The sequence below is a fragment of the Arthrobacter sp. Cza30 genome (genome assembly GCF_059090765.1).
Map to the genome: position 1 here is coordinate 138,961 of NZ_JBNHGA010000001.1, position 17,171 is coordinate 156,131.

15 protein-coding genes are annotated in these 17,171 nt (G+C 71.1%); 8 read left to right on the forward strand and 7 right to left on the reverse strand.

The genetic code is table 11. From position 1 onward, the window contains the following. Positions 1-116: 116 nt before the first annotated feature. Positions 117-545, forward strand: coding sequence for an MmcQ/YjbR family DNA-binding protein (locus tag AC5RVZ_RS00525; protein WP_494063832.1), 429 nt, complete (start codon positions 117-119; stop codon positions 543-545). Here the strand turns inward: AC5RVZ_RS00525 and AC5RVZ_RS00530 are convergent. Further along, a complete protein-coding gene (locus tag AC5RVZ_RS00530) occupies positions 510-1,106 on the reverse strand; it encodes a hypothetical protein (protein ID WP_494063833.1) in 597 nt (198 codons plus the stop codon). The genes AC5RVZ_RS00525 and AC5RVZ_RS00530 overlap by 36 nt on opposite strands. Before the next feature lie 123 nt (positions 1,107-1,229). On the opposite strand from AC5RVZ_RS00530, the gene AC5RVZ_RS00535 reads away from it, so the two are divergent. The 3 genes from AC5RVZ_RS00535 (at position 1,230) to AC5RVZ_RS00545 (ending at position 4,981) form a co-directional block, all read left to right on the forward strand. After that, complete coding sequence (locus AC5RVZ_RS00535) at positions 1,230-2,441, forward strand: glycosyltransferase (RefSeq protein ID WP_494063834.1); 1,212 nt, start codon at positions 1,230-1,232, stop codon at positions 2,439-2,441. Positions 2,442-2,446: 5 nt separating this feature from the next. Next, positions 2,447-3,691, forward strand: coding sequence for a glycosyltransferase (locus AC5RVZ_RS00540; protein ID WP_494063835.1), 1,245 nt, complete (start codon positions 2,447-2,449; stop codon positions 3,689-3,691). Between the two features lie 246 nt (positions 3,692-3,937). Next, positions 3,938-4,981, forward strand: a complete 1,044-nt coding sequence (locus AC5RVZ_RS00545; protein ID WP_494063836.1) for a GlxA family transcriptional regulator — start codon at positions 3,938-3,940, stop codon at positions 4,979-4,981. Between the two features lie 53 nt (positions 4,982-5,034). Here AC5RVZ_RS00545 and AC5RVZ_RS00550 read toward each other — a convergent pair whose 3' ends face one another. After that, complete coding sequence (locus AC5RVZ_RS00550; RefSeq protein ID WP_494063837.1) at positions 5,035-6,633, reverse strand: M28 family peptidase; 1,599 nt, start codon at positions 6,631-6,633, stop codon at positions 5,035-5,037. A 193-nt stretch (positions 6,634-6,826) separates the two neighbouring features. Here AC5RVZ_RS00550 and AC5RVZ_RS00555 point away from each other — a divergent pair, with 193 nt between their 5' ends. Both AC5RVZ_RS00555 and AC5RVZ_RS00560 read left to right on the forward strand, forming a co-directional pair. Then, positions 6,827-9,043: an ATP-dependent Clp protease ATP-binding subunit gene (locus AC5RVZ_RS00555; RefSeq protein ID WP_494063838.1), complete on the forward strand. Its 2,217-nt coding sequence runs from the start codon at positions 6,827-6,829 to the stop codon at positions 9,041-9,043. A gap of 94 nt (positions 9,044-9,137) precedes the next feature. Next, positions 9,138-9,980, forward strand: a complete 843-nt coding sequence (locus tag AC5RVZ_RS00560; protein ID WP_494063839.1) for a UbiA family prenyltransferase — start codon at positions 9,138-9,140, stop codon at positions 9,978-9,980. Between the two features lie 10 nt (positions 9,981-9,990). On the opposite strand, the gene AC5RVZ_RS00565 is transcribed toward AC5RVZ_RS00560, so the two are convergent. The 4 genes from AC5RVZ_RS00565 to AC5RVZ_RS00580 all read right to left on the reverse strand — a co-directional run bounded on the left by AC5RVZ_RS00565 (position 9,991) and on the right by AC5RVZ_RS00580 (position 14,524). Further along, positions 9,991-11,136 (reverse strand): FAD-dependent oxidoreductase, encoded by a 1,146-nt coding sequence (locus AC5RVZ_RS00565; protein ID WP_494063840.1) that lies wholly within the window; start codon positions 11,134-11,136, stop codon positions 9,991-9,993. Between the two features lie 4 nt (positions 11,137-11,140). Beyond that, complete coding sequence (locus tag AC5RVZ_RS00570) at positions 11,141-11,845, reverse strand: methyltransferase domain-containing protein (protein WP_494063841.1); 705 nt, start codon at positions 11,843-11,845, stop codon at positions 11,141-11,143. Continuing rightward, complete coding sequence (locus AC5RVZ_RS00575) at positions 11,842-13,014, reverse strand: type III polyketide synthase (RefSeq protein ID WP_494063842.1); 1,173 nt, start codon at positions 13,012-13,014, stop codon at positions 11,842-11,844. The genes AC5RVZ_RS00570 and AC5RVZ_RS00575 overlap by 4 nt, the downstream gene beginning before the upstream one ends. An 85-nt stretch (positions 13,015-13,099) precedes the next feature. Further along, positions 13,100-14,524, reverse strand: a complete 1,425-nt coding sequence (locus AC5RVZ_RS00580) for an MFS transporter (RefSeq protein ID WP_494063843.1) — start codon at positions 14,522-14,524, stop codon at positions 13,100-13,102. A 58-nt stretch (positions 14,525-14,582) separates the two neighbouring features. Here AC5RVZ_RS00580 and AC5RVZ_RS00585 point away from each other — a divergent pair, with 58 nt between their 5' ends. After that, a complete protein-coding gene (locus AC5RVZ_RS00585) occupies positions 14,583-15,119 on the forward strand; it encodes a helix-turn-helix domain-containing protein (protein ID WP_494063844.1) in 537 nt (178 codons plus the stop codon). 52 nt (positions 15,120-15,171) lie between these two features. On the opposite strand, the gene AC5RVZ_RS00590 is transcribed toward AC5RVZ_RS00585, so the two are convergent. After that, the gene (locus AC5RVZ_RS00590) at positions 15,172-16,539 is read right to left on the reverse strand and encodes a glucose-6-phosphate dehydrogenase (RefSeq protein WP_494063845.1); all 1,368 of its coding nucleotides are present in this window, start codon (positions 16,537-16,539) and stop codon (positions 15,172-15,174) included. A 142-nt stretch (positions 16,540-16,681) separates the two neighbouring features. On the opposite strand from AC5RVZ_RS00590, the gene AC5RVZ_RS00595 reads away from it, so the two are divergent. Continuing rightward, entirely contained in the window at positions 16,682-17,092 is a 411-nt protein-coding gene (locus AC5RVZ_RS00595; RefSeq protein WP_494063846.1) for a VOC family protein, read from the forward strand. Positions 17,093-17,171: the final 79 nt, after the last annotated feature.

The following is a 17,171-nucleotide window of genomic DNA, read 5'->3' on the forward strand; positions in this document are numbered from 1 at the left end:
ACAGCGGAAGGAGGCGGGTTCCTCGGGACCCGCCTCCTTCGGCGTCCTCCAAAGCGAAGGCACCGAGGTCGCGCCGGGTGGTCGCGGATCCGGTGAGGACCACGCAGGATGGACGCATGGCGACACTGGACGACGTCCGGGCCATCGCGCTCGGCTTTCCGGGCGTGACGGAAGCCGAGGATGGGCACAGCGGACTGCCGACGTGGCGGACCAAGGCGGGAGCCTTCGTCTGGCAGCGGGTCCCCAGCGGGCGGGACCTCGAGCAGTTGAGGCGGCACGGCCGGCAATGGCCGCCTGGCGAGGTGGTCGATGTGCGCACGGACGGCCTGGACGTGAAGCAAGCCCTCGTCGAGACGTACGCCGAGACGTTCTTCACCATCCCGCACTTCGACGGCTATCCGGCCGTGCTGCTGCGGGTGTCCTCGATCGCCCCAGACCTCCTGCGCGAGGTGCTCACCGACGCATGGCTCACCCGGGCGACCAAGCGCGACGCCGAAGCGTGGCTCGCGTCACCTCGGAGGTTCGATCCGCAGCACCTCGGGTGAGGGGGCGAGCGTCAGCTCGTCGGTGACGCGGACGGTGCGGGCGAGATCGTCGACCGCGCCGATCACGGTGCCGAAGCGCTCACGATCCGAGCACACGGCCGTCACCGTCACGAAATGGGTGCCGGTGTCCCACGTGTACGTCGCGAACGGCGGCGTGCGGGCGTCGCTCGGAAGCGCCATCTCGAGCTTCTCGCCGACCCCCAGGTAGGGGTTGGGGAACGAGACGGTGTCGTCGTACTCCATCGGCATCATCGCCCGCGCTGCGCGCAGCTCGTTGGTGGCCTGCTGCAGCTGGGCCATGACGACGACGAGCTCCGCATCGGCCTTCCAGACCCACACCAGCACGCGGCCGGCGGCGCGGCGCATCAGGAAGGGCGCGGCCTGGCTCATCGCCCACGCTGCGACGCCGCCCCCCGGTCGGGCCTCCATTCCCATGGCCGAGCCCGCCTGCGACAGCAGCATCCGGATCGCCGCCTTGCGGTGGCGTCGACCGCGGAGGCCGAGGGACTCCGTGACAGCAACCCAGAGCGTCGGATCCGCGTCGGCCTGAAGTCGGGGCATGACCCCAGCGTACGTGCCACGCCCGCCGGTTCCCGTGTCCGGCGAAACCCCTCGGGTACAGTGGACCCCGCGCGACACGACCCTCGCCGCCGCGCGTCCGCCGCACAGACAGGCCCCCATCCCGTGACCGATCCTGCGACGCCCGCCGACTCCTCCACCGGCTCGAACCCCCCGCTGACCATCCTCATCGGGGCCGACACGTTCCTTCCGCACGTCAACGGCGCCGCCCGGTTCGCAGAGCGCCTCGCCGCGGGTCTGGTCACGCGCGGGCACCGCGTCCACGTCATGGCGCCCAGCAGGACGCATCGGGAGCACGGAACTTTCACCGAGGTCATCGAGGGCCAGCCGATGACCATGCACCGCCTGCCTTCGTGGCGGTACTACCCGCATGACTGGCTGACGTTCGTGCTGCCGTGGCGGTCGAAGCACTACGCCCGCATCGTGCTCGACGAGGTCAAGCCCGACGTCGTCCACATCCAGTCCCACATCGTCATCGGACGCGGGCTCGCACGAGAGGCGAGGAAGCGGGGCATCCCTGTGGTGGCCACCAACCACGTGATGGCCGAGAACATCCTCGACTTCACGACGCTGCCCGACGCACTGAACAAGTGGTTCGTCAAGATCGCATGGGCCGACGCCAAGCGGACGTTCCAGCTGACGCGCGCGGTCACGACCCCCACGCGCAAGGCGGCGGACTTCCTCGAGTCGACCATCGACATCAGCGGCGTCATCCCGATCAGCTGCGGGATCGAAGCGGCCAACTACACCGCCGACCTGACCCCGCGCAGCGACAACCGGATCGTCTTCGTCGGCCGCCTCACCACCGAGAAGCAGATCGACGTGATCCTGCGGGCCATCGCGAAGCTCGACCCTGAGCTGGACGTCCGCTTCGACGTCGTCGGCACCGGTGACCGACGGCGCGACCTCGAGCACCTGACCGCCGAGCTCGGGCTCGCCGACCGGGTGCACTTCCACGGGCACACCTCCGATGAGGAGCTGCGGGACCTGCTCACGCGTGCGAGCGTCTTCGCGATCGCGTCCATCGCCGAACTGCAGTCGATCGCGACGATGGAGGCGATGGCGTCCGGGCTTCCCGTCGTCGCAGCCGACGCGGTCGCCCTGCCGCACCTCGTGCACGACGGCCAGAACGGGTACCTCTTCACGCCGGGTGACGTCGACGACCTCGCCGCCAAGCTGACGACGGTGCTGACGCAGGCGCCCGAGGAGCGGCTGCGGATGCAGCGGGCCTCGCTCGAAGGCGTCAAGGTGCACGACATGCGCCGCACGCTCGACACCTTCGAAGCGCTCTATCGCGACGAGCCGTTGCCCGAGTAGGTCCCGTGCACGTCGTGATGTTCGGCGACCAGCACGCCGAGACGCTCGGCGGCGCCCAGGTCTCCATGCGCCTGCAGCGGCGCTTCCTCGAGAAGGCAGGACACACCGTCACGATCGTCGCGCCTGCGCGACACGGATCGCGCGCGCGGTCCGCGCAGCCGGATGCCGCGTACGTCGACCTGCCGTCGATGCCGATCACCGCCGACCGTGAGTACGCGCTGGCGTGGCCCGGACCGCGCACCGACCGACGGGTCGATGCGGCGCTCGCGACGCGGCCGCCCGTCGACGTGGTGCACGTCCAGGCCGACTTCTGGAGCGCGTTCGTGGCGTACCGGTTCGCCGCGCGGCACGCGCTGCCGGTCGTCCACACGATGCACAACCGGCTCGACGTCGGCGTCGAGGCGACGGTGCCGTTCCCCTCCGTCGCGCTGCGGGCCCTTCACTCGTGGCAGCGACGGGCGCTCGGGGCCACCGGCATGCATGCAACGGCGGGGCACGACGGGTGGGCGTACCTGCGCGGCCTCGCCGCCGGCGCGCATGCGGTGACGGCGCCGTCGACACACTTCGCTCGTCGTCTCGAACAGCACGGCGTCCGCCCGGGACGCGCGGTGGAGGCGGCGCAGGGGGTCGACGTCATCTGGAACGGCATCGACGACGACCTGCTCGTGACGACGCTGGCCGCCACACCCGCCGAACGGGTCGCCGGCCCACCACGCTTCGTGTGGCTCGGCCGCATGAGTCCCGAGAAGCGCCTGCTGCCCTTCCTCGAGGCGGTCGTCGCGTCTGAGGTGGACGCGGAGGTCGAGCTGATCGGCGCCGGCGGCCAGCTGCGCGCGGCTCAGCGACTCCTCGCCCGGCGCCCGCCGCGTGCGCGGGTGCGCTTCGCGGGACGGATGCCGTACCCCCAGTCCCTGCGGCGGATCGCCGCCGCGGACGCGGTGGTCCAGACATCCATCGGCTTCGAGACGCAGGGCATGACGATCTTCGAGGCTGCGTCGCTGGGCACGCCGTCGGTGGTGAGCGACCCGGATCTCGCGGCGGAGCTCGGCTCGGGGCTGTGGCCGGTCGGAGACGGCACGACGCCCGACACGTCCGTCGACGCGCTGGCGGGCGCGCTGCGCGCCGCGGCATCCGACATCGCCGCGGGCACCCCGCGGGTGCCCGATGTGTCGATCCGCGAGCGGTTCCGCCAGTCGTCGCGCACGGCCGCGATGGTCGAGGTGTACGAGCGGGTCATCGCCGCGCACTGAACGGTCCGGTGCGGACGAGAGAAGGTCGTCTCTCAGGGGAGACGGGCGCGGTCGGTGGGGATGCGCCGGTAGCCGTCGGTGCGGAGCGAGACGACGGTCGAGGCGATCGCAGCGACCGACAGGGCGGCGAAGGCAATCACGATGAACATGGCAGAAACGCTACGCTTGCGGTGATTCTGCCACGAGTGGCAGAATGGACAGCGCTCGTAGGAAAACTGCCAGCTCCATCTCGCAGAGGGAGATCTCATGAAGACGGTGGCGTGCATCGTCCAGGACGGGTTCGCGCCGTTCGAGTTCGGCGTGGCGTGCGAGGCGTTCGGGCTCGACCGCGCGGACGACGGCATCCCGAATTTCGACTTCCGGGTCGTCACACCCGACCCGGGCCCGGTGAACTCCAAGCTCGGATTCTCGATCAACGTCGACAACGACCTCTCGTTCGCGTACGAGGCCGACCTCGTCGTCGTGTGCCCGACGCCCCGCGAATACTGGCAGCGCACCGACCCGCGCGTTCTCGACGCGGTGCGGGCGGCCGTCGCCCGCGACGCCTGGGTGCTCAGCGTGTGCAGCGGATCGTTCATCCTGGCCGCCGCCGGCGTCCTCGATGGTCGGCGCGCGACGACGCACTGGATGTACGCGCCGACCATGATGGCGATGTATCCGCAGATCGAGGTCGATCCCGACGTCCTCTACGTGCAGGACGGGCGCATCATCACCAGCGCGGGCACGGCAGCCGGGCTGGATGCCTGCCTGCACCTGCTGCGCCAGGAGCTCGGCGCCGAGCTGACCAACAAGATCGCGCGGCGCATGGTCGTCCCGCCGCAGCGCGACGGCGGCCAGGCGCAGTTCATCGACAAGCCGCTGCCGACCACCACGTCGCTGTCCCTCGCTCCGGTCACGGACTGGATGCTCGAGAACCTTCGCCTGGAGCTGACCGTCGATCAGCTGGCCGCCAAGGCCCACATGTCCCCGCGCACGTTCGCGCGCCGGTTCAAGGCGGACCATGGCGCGACGCCGGCGGCGTGGCTGGCCCGGCAGCGCATCATCCACGCCCAGCGCCTGCTGGAGAGGACCGACCTCGGCCTGGATCGCATCGCATACGAGAGCGGCTTCGGCTCCGCTGCGGTGCTGCGCCAGAACTTCGCCCGCGTCCTCGGCATCACACCGACGGCGTATCGCGCCCGCTTCTGCTGCACGGCCGAGGCCGCTTCCGCCGCAGCGGCGTCGGCTCCGGATGCCGCCGATCCCGAGAACCGCGGCATCGACGCATCCCTGCTCGAGCCGGTCGCCTGACGGGCACGACGGGAGCGGCGGGGCCCATCCGTCCCCGCCGCTCCCGGATCCGGTCAGCGCAGCGCGCGATCGCGCAGTCCGTCGAGGTCGGCACCCGACCCCGAGGACTTCGCGCTGAAGGTGCCGACGCCGCCGCCGGTCACGGTCGACGTGTCGAACGCGAACGTGATGACGGCGGCCGCCATCGCGTCGGAGTTGACGTCGAGCGCGATGCGGTTGACGTTGCCGGTCAGCCGCCGCTTGTACGCGTCGTTCAGCGCGTCGTACAGCGCCTCGTCCTGCCCTTCGCCGGTCAAGTTGTCGCACGGCTGGTGGTAGCAGGGGTCGTACGCCGCGCCCGGCACGCCGCCGTACAGCGCAGCCTCGTCCGCGGTCTTCAGCTCCTCGGCGCCGGTGAACAGCCCGCCCGCCGGGATGCCGACCGCGATGAACGGACCGTAATCCGAGCGACCCGAGAAGTCGGTGTCCTGATAAGGGAGACCCCGGGCGTCATAGAACTGCTCGAAGACGTCCTCGATCGCCGCCGAGCCCTCCGGGATGAACCCGTCGGGCGCCGTGCCGCTGGAGTTGTCCCCGTCGTAGATGCCGTAGAAGTAGTTCGGAGAGCCGATCATGTCGAAGTTGAGGTACAGCGCGATGTCGGCCACCTCCTGCTCCGACAGGTTCGCGACGTAGTACTCCGAGCCCAGCAGGCCGTCCTCCTCGGCGCCCCACCAGGCGAAGCGCACGGTGTTGGTCGGTTCGACCCGCTGCATCTGGATCGCCGTCTCCAGCAGCGCCGCGCTGCCGGTGCCGTTGTCGTTGATGCCGGCGCCGCCCTGCACGCTGTCGAGGTGAGCACCTGCCATGACGACGTTGGTGTCATCGCCCGTGCCCGTCTCCGCGAAGACGTTGTAGGAGGTCCGCTCCTCGGCGAAGTAGTCGACCGTGACCGTCACCTGCGCCCCGGGCGTGCCGGCGAGGTCCTCACCGACGGGAGAGGCCACGAAGACGGCGGGGATCGTCAGACCGGTCGCGTCGCCGATCATGCTCACCAGGCCCGGCCGGCCGTCGTTGGTCACGATCACCGCGGATGCTCCCGCTGCCTGGGCGTTCAGCGCCTTGAGACTGAAGTCGCACGAGCCGCGCTGCACGAGGGCGACTCCTCCGACGGGGAAGCCGGTGAAGTCGGCCGCCTCGCATCCGCTGGTGCTGGTTCCGTCGGCGGGGAACGGCACGATGAGGTCGACCGGGACGAGCGGGCCGGTGGCCGTGCCCTCCGGTGTGCCGCTGTCGAAGGTGTTGCGCACGAAGTCCTGGCCCTCCACCCACGTGGTGGCCGGGTTGGCGCGGCTGAGCGCGCTGTTCTCCTCGGTGTACGTGAACGGGAACTCCTGCACCTGCGGGGTGTATCCCGCACGCTCCAGCTGCTCGACGACGTAGTCGACGGACGCCGAGTACCCCGGTCGACCGGCGGCGCGGTCGCCGTGCTCGTCGGCGATGTCCTGCAGCTCCTTGAGGTGATTCATCACCTGGCTGATCTTCACGGCCCGCGTGATCTTCTCGACGGTGTCCGCTTCGGGCACGGCGTAGGCCGGCGCAGCCAGCCCCACCGTGGCGACCATGGCGGAAGCGGCGATGCCGACTCCCCACCTGCGCCTCGTGAGCGTCATGGTTCCTCCTTCTCGGATGTCGGCGACCTCGTTGACGCCGATGCCGACGAACGTAGCCGCCCCGCGCAGGGCTTCGTAAGGGGGGTCTCGTGCACGAGAAGAAGCGCTGGTGCGATTGCCGTGGCATCCCGCGACTGGTAAACTTGAGTCGTGCAGGCTCAACTTTGGAAGCCCCACAGATTTCAGGAGACGTATGAACGCCACACAGCAGCCCGGACAGGAGGAGCAGCAGAGCGCCCTCGAGCAGTTCGGGATCAACCTCACCGATCGTGCCCGACAGGGCAAGCTCGACCCCGTCATCGGGCGTGACAGCGAGATCCGCCGTGTCAGTCAGGTGCTGACGCGACGGACCAAGAACAACCCCGTGCTGATCGGCGAGCCCGGCGTCGGCAAGACCGCCGTCGTCGAAGGCCTCGCGCAGCGCATCGTCGCCGGCGACGTCGCCGAGTCGCTCAAGGACAAGGAGCTCGTCGCCCTCGACATCTCCGCGCTGGTCGCCGGCGCGATGTACCGTGGCCAGTTCGAGGAACGCCTCAAGAGCGTGCTGAAGGAGATCACCGAGTCGGACGGCCGCATCATCACGTTCATCGACGAGCTGCACGTGCTCATGGGCGCGGGAGGCGGCGAGGGCTCGGTCGCGGCATCCAACATGCTCAAGCCCATGCTCGCTCGCGGCGAGCTGCGCATGATCGGCGCGACGACGCTCAACGAGTACCGGGAGTTCATCGAGAAGGATGCCGCGCTGGAGCGCCGCTTCCAGCAGGTGTACGTCGGCGAGCCGAACGTCGAGGACACCGTCGCGATCCTGCGTGGACTGAAGGGGCGCTACGAGGCGCACCACGGCGTGACGATCACCGACGGCGCCCTCGTCGCCGCCGCGTCGCTCAGCAACCGCTACATCCCCAGCCGGCAGCTGCCCGACAAGGCGATCGACCTGATCGACGAGGCCATGAGCCGACTGAAGATGGAGATCGACTCGAGCCCGGTCGAGATCGACCAGCTCCGCCGCCAGGTCGACCGGATGCGCCTGGAAGAGCTCGCGCTGAAGAAGGAGAAGGACGAGGCATCCAAGGAGCGCCTCGCCCGGCTGCGCGAGCAGATGGAGCAGGCATCCGTCGAGCTGAGAGAGCTCGAGGCGCGCTGGGAGCGGGAACGCGCCGGACTCAACCGCGTGGGCGAGCTGAAGAAGCGCCTCGACGCGGCGATCACCGAGCGCGACCAGGCGCTGCGCGCCGCCGACTACGCCAAGGCGTCGCGCCTGGAGTACGAGACGATCAAGCAGCTGCAGGCAGAGCTCGCCGCCGCCGAGAGCGCCGAGGCGAACCCCGCCGAGGAGCGCATGGTCAACGAGCAGGTCACGGACGAGGACATCGCCGCGGTCATCGCAGCGTGGACGGGCATCCCGGTCGGACGCCTGCTGCAGGGCGAGACCGAGAAGCTGCTGCACCTCGAAGCCGAGCTGGGCAAGCGCCTGATCGGACAGAAGGATGCCGTCAAGGCGGTGTCCGACGCCGTGCGCCGGTCGCGGGCGGGCATCAGCGACCCGAATCGGCCGACCGGCTCCTTCCTGTTCCTCGGGCCCACCGGTGTGGGAAAGACCGAGCTCGCCAAGGCGCTCGCGGAGTTCCTCTTCGACGACGAGCACGCCATGGTGCGCATCGACATGTCCGAGTACGGCGAGAAGCACTCGGTGTCGCGTCTGGTCGGCGCCCCTCCCGGCTACATCGGGTACGAACAGGGCGGTCAGCTCACCGAGGCGGTGCGGCGGCGCCCGTACAGCGTCGTGCTGCTCGACGAGGTCGAGAAGGCGCATCCCGAGGTCTTCGACGTGCTGCTGCAGGTCATGGACGACGGCCGCCTCACCGACGGTCAGGGGCGCACGGTCGACTTCAAGAACGTGATCCTGATCCTGACGTCGAACCTCGGCTCGCCGATCCTCATCGACCCGACGCTGTCGGTCGAGCAGAAGCGCGAGCAGGTGCAGGGGCTGGTGCGGCAGGCGTTCAAGCCGGAGTTCGTGAACCGTCTGGAGGACATCGTGATCTTCGCGGCGCTGACCGAGGACGACCTGGCGCAGATCGTCGAGCTCGCCGTCGACGCGCTGCAGCGGCGCCTGAAGGATCGCCGCCTCACGCTCGCAGTCACCCCGGACGCGCGCGCGTGGCTCGCCGAGCGCGGCTACGACCCCGTGTTCGGCGCGCGGCCGCTGCGCCGGCTCATCCAGTCCGAGATCCAGGACCGCCTCGCGATGGCCCTGCTGTCGGGCGGCGTGCGCGACGGCGACGTGGTGCGCGTCGACGTCGCTGCCGACAGCTCACAGCTGGTGCTCACCAGCGACGGGCCGGCCTCGGCATCGGATACGCCTCTCGACGAGGACGAGGTGATCGAGGCCGAGCTGCTCGAAGAGTGACACGGTTCGCCGAGCCTCGTCTCGCCGCCGTATCGGTCGGGTGGCGCGGCGGCAAGCTCACCGGCCACGACCAGTGCCCGTGAGAGCATCGAGCGTGCGCACCGTCCGGGCTCTGTGGGGATCCTCGCATCCCGGCCCCACGCTCGTGGTCACGGCGCTCGCGATGGCGCTGGGCATCGCGGTCGGCCTCGAGCCGTGGCGGCTCGGGCTGCTGGCGCTCGCGGTCTTCACCGGTCAGCTGTCGATCGGCATCTCGAACGACGCCCTCGACGCGGTGCGCGACCGTGCCGTGGGTCGCACCGACAAGCCCGTCGCACGCGGCGAGGTGAGCGAGCGCGTCGCGTGGGGTGCGGCATCCGGCGCCCTCGTCGCGGCTCTGGCGCTGTCGGCTCCGCTGGGATGGCGGATGCTGGCGGCGCATGCCCTGATGCTGGGATCGGCATGGGCGTACAACGTCGGACTGAAATCCTCCGCCTCCTCGCTCGTGCCGTTCCTCGTGAGCTTCGGGATCTTCCCGTCGCTCGCGCCGCTGTCGGCGGCCGATCCGGCGTTCGCGGCCGGCTGGGCCTGGATCGCGGGCGCGGTCCTCGGCGCGGCCGTCCACCTGACGAACGTCCTGCCCGATCTCGACGACGACGCCAGCACGGGCGTCCGCGGCCTTCCGCATCGGCTCGGCGCGCGCATGTCGGCGGTGCTCGCCGCCGCCGGCATCCTCGCGGGCGCGGTCGCCGTGCTGGTGGGTCCCGCGGGCGGCGATCTCGCGCGCGTGTCGCCGGTGTCGTGGGTGTTCTTCTGCGCGGTCGTGCTCGTCGCCGTGGCCACCGTGGTCCGCGCGTCGGTGCGGCCACCCGCGCGCGTGCTCTTCCGCCTGGTGATGCTGGCAGCGCTCCTTCTCGCCGCGCAGCTCGTCGCGTCCGGCGGTGCGCTGGCCGGCTGAGCAGGCCGGATCAGTGACCGGCGTCGCGGTCGAAGCCCATCGCGTACGCGTGCGCGAATGCCCGGTCGACCGGCGGCGTCAGCATCCCCCGCACGGCACCGCGGCGCACCGCGTCGCTCGCGACCGACGCCGGCCGGCCGAGCGCGGTGTTGACCGCCGCCAGTCGTGCAGCGGTGCGCGCGGATGCGAGCCGTCTGCGCTCCCAGCGCTGCAGGTCGGCAGCCGGTTCCCGGCCGGTACGGATCCAGCCGGCCAGGAGAGGAGCGAGCGTCGCCGCATCGAGCAGTCCGAGGTTCATCCCCTGCCCGCCGATGGGGCTCACCTCGTGCGCGGCGTCACCGATCACGAAGACGCGCCCGTTGCGCATGCGGCGTGCCACCGCGCGCCGCACGCCGAACTCGGTCGCCTCGACGATACCCGCGGCGGCCGTCTCGTCGCGTGCCGCGACGGCCTGCCGCAGGCGCTCGGCGCGCGCCGCGGGACTGGGGTCGCCGCCGGGCCGGTCCCAGGCGACGAACCGGCGGACGCCACCCGGCAGCGGGAACGACTCCAGCACGCCTTCGGCGTCCAGGTTGACCACCGCCACCTCGGAGTCGTCGCGGTCCCCGACCACGGCATCCGTCATGAGGTAGCGATCGCGGTACTCGTGCACGCGGACCGCGCCGCGCCGATACACGACATCGCGTCCGCCCACGCCGCCGGCGACGACGACGAGCGGCGCCCGGATGTCCTCTTCGATGCCGTCCGTCCACGCGCGCACCCGCGCCCGATCCGCCTCCGGCGACACGGTGGACACGCGCATGCCCCGTCGCGGCTGCGGGGCTCCCGCGGCGAGCACCCGCTCGGTGGCAGCCTGCGGCAGGGTCGCCACGAACGGGAACCGCGCGGAGAGGCGGCCGAAGTCGACGGCGCCGATCGTGCGCCCTCCTGCGCGCGCCTCGCCGCGCCGCACGCGGACGGCGTCGGCCAGGAGAGCGTCGGTGACACCGGATGCCTCGCACGCCGCGAGCACAGGCGCGTGCACGCCGATCGCCCGCGAGCCCGCTCCGGCGCTCACGCGGCGCTCGAGGACCTCGACGTCGACGCCCTGCCGGGTCAGCTCGCCGGCCAGGAGCAGGCCGACCGGGCCGGCGCCGACGACGACGACATCCGCCACCGGGTCAGGCCCGCCCGAGTCCGACGGCGAGCAGCCGGAACGGGGCAGGCGCCTGCACACGCCATCGACCGGGCGCCATGCCGTCGAGCACGTCCTGCAGCTCCGCCCTGGTGAAGCTGCGACGGATGCTGCGCAGCCCGTCGGTGCGCAGGAACGTTCCGGGAGCGAGAGGTGTGACACCCACCGCGTACAGCGCGTAGGCCAGGCGGCTGCGGGCGATGTCGCCGTGGAGGATCAGGCCGTTGCTCAGGCGCTGGGATGCCGTGACGTAGCCGGCGAGGTCGTCGCCGAGGTGATGCAGCACGTGGTTGGACAGCACGGCGTCGTATCGCTCCCCGGCTTCGAGGAGCGACGCCGCGTCCGCGCACCGGAACGTGACGGCAGGCGGGTGCTCGCGGCGCGAGGCGACCTCGTGCGCGCGGGGGTCGGGGTCGGCGCCCGTCCACTCGACCTCGAGGCCGTCGCGCTCCGCGCGGCGTGCGAGTCGCACGACGAGGTCGCCGCCGCCGGACCCGAGGTCGAGCACGCGCGCAGGTCGTCCGAGCGCCGCCAGATACGGGCGCAGCCGGGTGCGGTACACGGTGCCCCACCCGGCCACGAGGCGGTTGACGGTCTCGAAGCGCTCGAGGGTCAGGCGCAGTCGCTCGGCATCGCACTCCGGGTCGTCCATCAGCTCGCGGACGGTCTCGTCGCGGACGGTGAGGTTCATGCGTCCGCCATCGCCCATCCCGCGCGATCGTCCGCCGCGGTCGGTGCGGCGTCGATCGCGCGCTTGGTGAGGAGCGCGGATTCCACGGTGAGCCCGGGACCGAACGCGATCGCGGCGATCGCGTCGCCGTCGCCGGTGGCGTCGTCGCGGAGGAGCTCCCTCAAGATGAACAGCACGGTCGCGCTCGACATGTTGCCGTAGTCCCGCAGCACGCGCCGCGAGGCGTCGATCGCGCCCGGCGGGAGGGCCAGGCCGCTCTCCACACGGTCGAGCACGCTGCGCCCTCCCGGGTGCACCGCCCACGCCTCCGGCGTCGGCGCGTCGCCGAGGAAGCCCCGGACGGCCTCGCCGATCTCCCGGCCGATGATCCGGGGAACCTGCGGCGTCAGCGTCATCTCGAAGCCGTGGTCGCCGATCGTCCACACCATGTCGGCCTCGCCCTCGGCGGTCACCGTGGTCCCGAACCGCTCGATCTCGAGCCCGCCGGGCGAGCCGACGGAAGGGTCGGCCGTCACCACGGCCGCTGCGGCGCCGTCGGCGAAGACGCTCGCCGCGACGATCTGCTGCGGGTCCTCGGAGGCTCGGATGTGCAGTGAGCACAGCTCCACGCACACCACCAGCACCACCGCCCGTGGCTGGGATCGGCAGATGTGCTCCGCCATCCGCACGGCGGGGATGGCAGCGGCACAGCCGATGAAACCCAGATGGAAGCGCTCGACGGTCGTGGGCAGTCCCAGGTCGCGGACGAGGCGGTAGTCCGGCCCCGGCGCGAAGAATCCCGTGCACGACACCGTGATGACGTGCGTGATGGCGGATGCCTCGACATCGGCCTCCGCGAGGGCGTCACGGGCGGCCTCGGCGTACAGCGGCGGGGCCAGTCGCGTGTAGAGGTCATTGCGTGTCCCGGTCAGCGGATGCCTGAGGGCTCCCGTGGCGTCGAGGAAGGCGGCATCCGTCGATCGCTCCCCGCGGTCGTGCGCCGTCGCGGTGCCGAGCTCGGCGAGCACGGTGTATCGCGTGTCGATCTGCGCGGCGTCGAACGCGGCGGTGATGCGACGTGCGGTGAGCCGGTCGACGCCTGGCTGGCCGGCGAACAGGTCGCGCACATGCGCCTGGGGGAGCCGGGTGATCGGAACCGCCGTCCCGATCGACACGATGCGCGCGGTCATGCTGCAACCTAAGCATCCGCGCGGCGGATGCGGCAGACCGTTGCGCCGGAGGCCCTTCTTGTCTATGAGGGCCGGAGGTCCCGCGTCACGCGGGGCGGGACTCGTCCGCAGCCGCTGTTGTCGTGTGCACGTCGGGGAGGTCGCGCATCCTCCAGAAGGGCCCGAAGACGACGAAGGCGGCCGACGCGAGCTGGCCCGCCGCGCCGATCCACATCGTCGGCACGACGCCGAGCCAGGTGCCCAGTCCGCCCGCGAGGAGAGCGGCGATCGGCATGACGCCCCACACGACGAATCGGACCGAGGCGTTCATCCGCCCCAGCAGCCGGGACGGCGTGATGCGCTGACGGAACGTGACCTGCGTGATGTTGTACAGGAGCACCGTGAAGGTGACGACGAACGACTGGGCGATCAGCAGCGGGAACGCGATCGAGGGCACCATCGCCGCAACGGGGAGCAGCATCGCCACGAGGCTGAACCCCAGCGAGCTGACCGGGATGGCGCGGGCTTCGCCGATCCAGCGCACGATGTGCGGCGTCGCCATCGCGCCCACCAGCCCGCCCACCGCGCCCAGCGAGAACACCACGCCCATCGCGGCCGGTGAGAACCCCAGCTCGCGCAGCAGGAACAGCGGCAGCAGCGTCATGGAGATGGTGCTGAAGAAGTTCGACGCTCCGGTGGTGCCGACGATGCGGCGCAGCAGCTTCTCGGTGAAGACGAAGCGCAGGCCCTCCCAGATGTCGCGCAGGATGGGCCCGTGCTCGGTGGGGGCGCGATCCTCGTGGTCCCGGGTGAACACCAGCGCCAGCGCCGACACGAGATAGGTCCCCGCCGTCGCGAGGACGGCGAAGGGGGCGGTGACGATGCCGATCAGCCAGCCGCCGACGCCGGGGCCGGCGATGTTGGCGAGCTCGTACGTGGCCTGAAGCTTGCCGTTGGCCTCAGCGATCTGATCGGATCGCACCAGAGACGGGACGATGCTCTGATACGACACGTCGAAGAAGACCGTCGCGACGCCGACGATCGCGGCCACCACGATGAGGTGCCAGATCTCCAGCACGCCCGCGAGCCACAGCAGGGGTACGACGGCCAGCGCGATCGCCCGCACGAGATCCGCCGCGATCATCACATGGCGCTTGCGCATCCGGTCGATCCATGCGCCGGCTGGCAGGCCCACCAGAAGGAACGCCGCAACGTTGGCGGCACTGAGGACGCCGACCTCGAGCTCGGTCGCCTGCAGCAGGAGTACGGCGAGCACCGGCACGGCGAGCTCTGTCAGCTGCGCCCCGAACTGGCTGAGCGCCTGCCCGCTCCACATCGTCATGAAGTTCCGATCGCGCCACAGCGAGGCGGCGCGGCGGCGGCGCTTCGAGGTGGCTGCGGGGTCCGCAGCGGCGACATCCGCGGCGGCGTCGGCACGCGTGGTGAGCGCGCCTGCGGCTTCCGCGCGCGCCTGTGCCACGACGTCGTCGTCGACGCCGGGCGGCGGCTCGGAGGGCGGCGATTGGGACATGTCAATCAGTGTGCGCCCGCTGATTGAGGAAAGTCAATCAGTAACGTACTCTGGCGTCGTGGTCCAGCATCGCGAAGACCGGATCGAGCTGCGGCGAGGCGATCCCGAGGCCGAGGCGCGCATGCGGGCCCTCAGCTCGCCGCTGCGCCTGCGGGTGCTGCGACTGTGCGCCTTCGAGTCGCGCACCAACAAGGAGCTCGCCGAACTCCTCGGCGTCAATCCCGGCACGATGCTGCACCACGTGCGCACTCTCGTGCAGACGGGCTACCTCGCCGCCGAGCCGGAGCGCACGGGTGCCCAGGGTGCGCGCGAAGTGCCGTACCGCGCGACAGGCCTGTCGTGGCGCACGTCCATGCCCGAGGGCAGTCACGTCCTCGTCGAGACCTTTCTGCAGCAGATCGAGGGCGTCTCGGACGCGGACCTGGATGCGACCTGGCTCGGGCTCAAGCTCAACGCCGAGCACAAGGCCGAGCTGCAGCAGCGTCTGTACGAGCTCGTGCAGGAGTTCAAAGAGCGCGGGCCCGACCCCGACGGCGACACGTACTCGCTGTTCACCGCGCTGCACCCCGACCACAACCCGCCGTCGCTGCACTGAGTCGCCGCACTCCGGGGCGGCGTCCTGCGGCGGCGGGTCGGCGGCTGCCGGGTCAAGGAAGCGCGGGCCAGTCCTCGGGACCGAGCGAGCCGGCGGGGTACTCCTGCAGCGGCACCTCGCCGCGCCGCCAGGCGGCCAGCACCGGCTCGACGATGCGCCAGGAGTCCTCGGCGGCGTCGCCGCGCACCGACAGCGTCGCGTCGGCGTCGAGGATGCCCGAGAGCACCTCGCCGTACGCCTTGAGGGCGCCGGGGCCGAGATCCGCCGCCAGCGTCGCGCGCTCCAGCTCGAACGGGTCGTCGCCGCCGTTGACGTTGAGCTCGAGGTCCATGCGGTCGGGCCCGAGCGAGAAGCGCAGCACCGATCCCGGCGCGTCGCCGGTCAGACCCGCCGGGACGAGGTTGACGGGGCGGAAGGTCACCACCACCTCGCCATGCTTCGCCGGCAGGCCCTTGCCCGACCGCAGCCGGAAGGGCACGCCGGCCCACCGGTCGTTGCGCACCTCGCAGACCAGCTCGGCGAGCGTCTCGGTCTCGCGCGCGGGGTCGACACCCGGCTCGTCGACGTAGGACGGCAGGTCCCGCCCGCCTGCCGAGCCGGCCGTGTACCGCGCTCGCCGCGACGCGGTGGCCGGGTCATCGCCCCAGACATGCGTGGCGCGCAGGACCGCCCCGGTCGCGTCGCGGAAGTCGCGCTCGTGCAGCGTCGCCGGCGGCTCCATCGCCAGCACCGCCATCACCTGCAGCAGGTGACTCTGGATCATGTCCACGAGCGCCCCGGCGCGGTCGTAGTAGCCGGCCCGCCCCTCGAGACCCAGCGTCTCGTCGTACCGGACGACGACCGACTCGATGTGCTGGGCGGACCAGACCGGTGCGAACACCCGGTTGGCGAACCTCACGCCGAGCATGTTGAGGGTGGTCGACCGGCCGAGGAAGTGATCGACGCGGAACACCTGCTCCTCGGGCACGAGACGTTCCAGGGTCGCATTGAGCGCGCGGGCGCTCGCTTCGTCGACGCCGAAGGGCTTCTCCAGGGCCAGGATCGTGCCCTCGGGGATGGCGACGTCCTGCAGCGCCTCGCACGACGTCGCGGCGACGGCGGGCGGCACGGCGAAGTAGAGGGCGATCCGGTTCCCGGGGTCCGACAGAAGGCTCGTCAGATCGGCGGGATCGGTGATGTCCGCGCGCTGGTAGCTCGTCTCGGCGATCGTGTCGAAGGCGGCAGCGAACCCGGCCGACGTGAACGCGTCACGGACCACCGTCCGCCAGCGCTCGTCGTCCCAGTCGTCCATGCCGGCCCCTCTCAGCCGCACCCGGCGATCGGGCTCCATCGTGAGCAGCTGCCCCAGTGCCGGCAGCAGCAGCCGCGAGGTGAGGTCGCCCGAGGCGCCCAGGATCAGAAGCGTGGTCTCCGTCGCCATGCGGCCCAACCTACCGACGCCGGCCGGCCCCGGAAGAGGGGCTTGCGCGGCGGCATCCCGCCCCGCGTCCACCGGGATCTCGACAACGACCGCCGGCCGGAGGATCGTGGGATGCGGGGGTCAGCTCAGTCCCGGAGGAGAGATGTTCACACCGAATCGGCCGTTCTCGAGCTTCGCCGTTCCCGACGTCGGCGAAGCGGTGGCCTTCTATCGCGACACGCTGGGGCTCGACGTCACCGTCTATGAGGAGATGGGCGGCGGCTTCACCATCGCGCTGCCCGGCGGCGGGCAGATCTTCGTCTACCCCAAGCCCGATCATCAGCCCGCGGTCTTCACGGTGCTGAACTTCATCGTCGACGACGTCGATGCCGCCGTCGATGACCTGAACGCGCGCGGCGTGGTGACGAAGATCTACACCGACCCCGACTACGGAACGGACGACAAGGGGGTCTCCCGCGGATTCGAGGGCGGCCCCGACATCGCCTGGTTCCGCGACCCCGCCGGCAACGTCATCGCGGTCATCGCAGCCGATCCGCAGATGATCGGCCGCTGAGCGGCCGGCCCCGACGCCGCATCCGGTCGACGAGCGAGCGAAGCGAGACGAAACGCCGCGCGCGTTTCGTCTCGCTCCT

What these genes read in the sequence shown, in the direction of transcription:
- AC5RVZ_RS00525 (WP_494063832.1), top strand. Translation starts at nt 117, where the DNA reads ATGGCGACACTGGACGACGTCCGGGCCATCGCGCTCGGCTTTCCGGGC.
- AC5RVZ_RS00550 (WP_494063837.1), bottom strand. Translation starts at nt 6,633, where the DNA reads ATGACGCTCACGAGGCGCAGGTGGGGAGTCGGCATCGCCGCTTCCGCC.
- AC5RVZ_RS00555 (WP_494063838.1), top strand. Translation starts at nt 6,827, where the DNA reads ATGAACGCCACACAGCAGCCCGGACAGGAGGAGCAGCAGAGCGCCCTC.
- AC5RVZ_RS00590 (WP_494063845.1), bottom strand. Translation starts at nt 16,539, where the DNA reads ATGGCGACGGAGACCACGCTTCTGATCCTGGGCGCCTCGGGCGACCTC.
- AC5RVZ_RS00575 (WP_494063842.1), bottom strand. Translation starts at nt 13,014, where the DNA reads ATGACCGCGCGCATCGTGTCGATCGGGACGGCGGTTCCGATCACCCGG.
- AC5RVZ_RS00595 (WP_494063846.1), top strand. Translation starts at nt 16,682, where the DNA reads ATGTTCACACCGAATCGGCCGTTCTCGAGCTTCGCCGTTCCCGACGTC.
- AC5RVZ_RS00530 (WP_494063833.1), bottom strand. Translation starts at nt 1,106, where the DNA reads ATGCCCCGACTTCAGGCCGACGCGGATCCGACGCTCTGGGTTGCTGTC.
- AC5RVZ_RS00570 (WP_494063841.1), bottom strand. Translation starts at nt 11,845, where the DNA reads ATGAACCTCACCGTCCGCGACGAGACCGTCCGCGAGCTGATGGACGAC.
- AC5RVZ_RS00545 (WP_494063836.1), top strand. Translation starts at nt 3,938, where the DNA reads ATGAAGACGGTGGCGTGCATCGTCCAGGACGGGTTCGCGCCGTTCGAG.
- AC5RVZ_RS00580 (WP_494063843.1), bottom strand. Translation starts at nt 14,524, where the DNA reads ATGTCCCAATCGCCGCCCTCCGAGCCGCCGCCCGGCGTCGACGACGAC.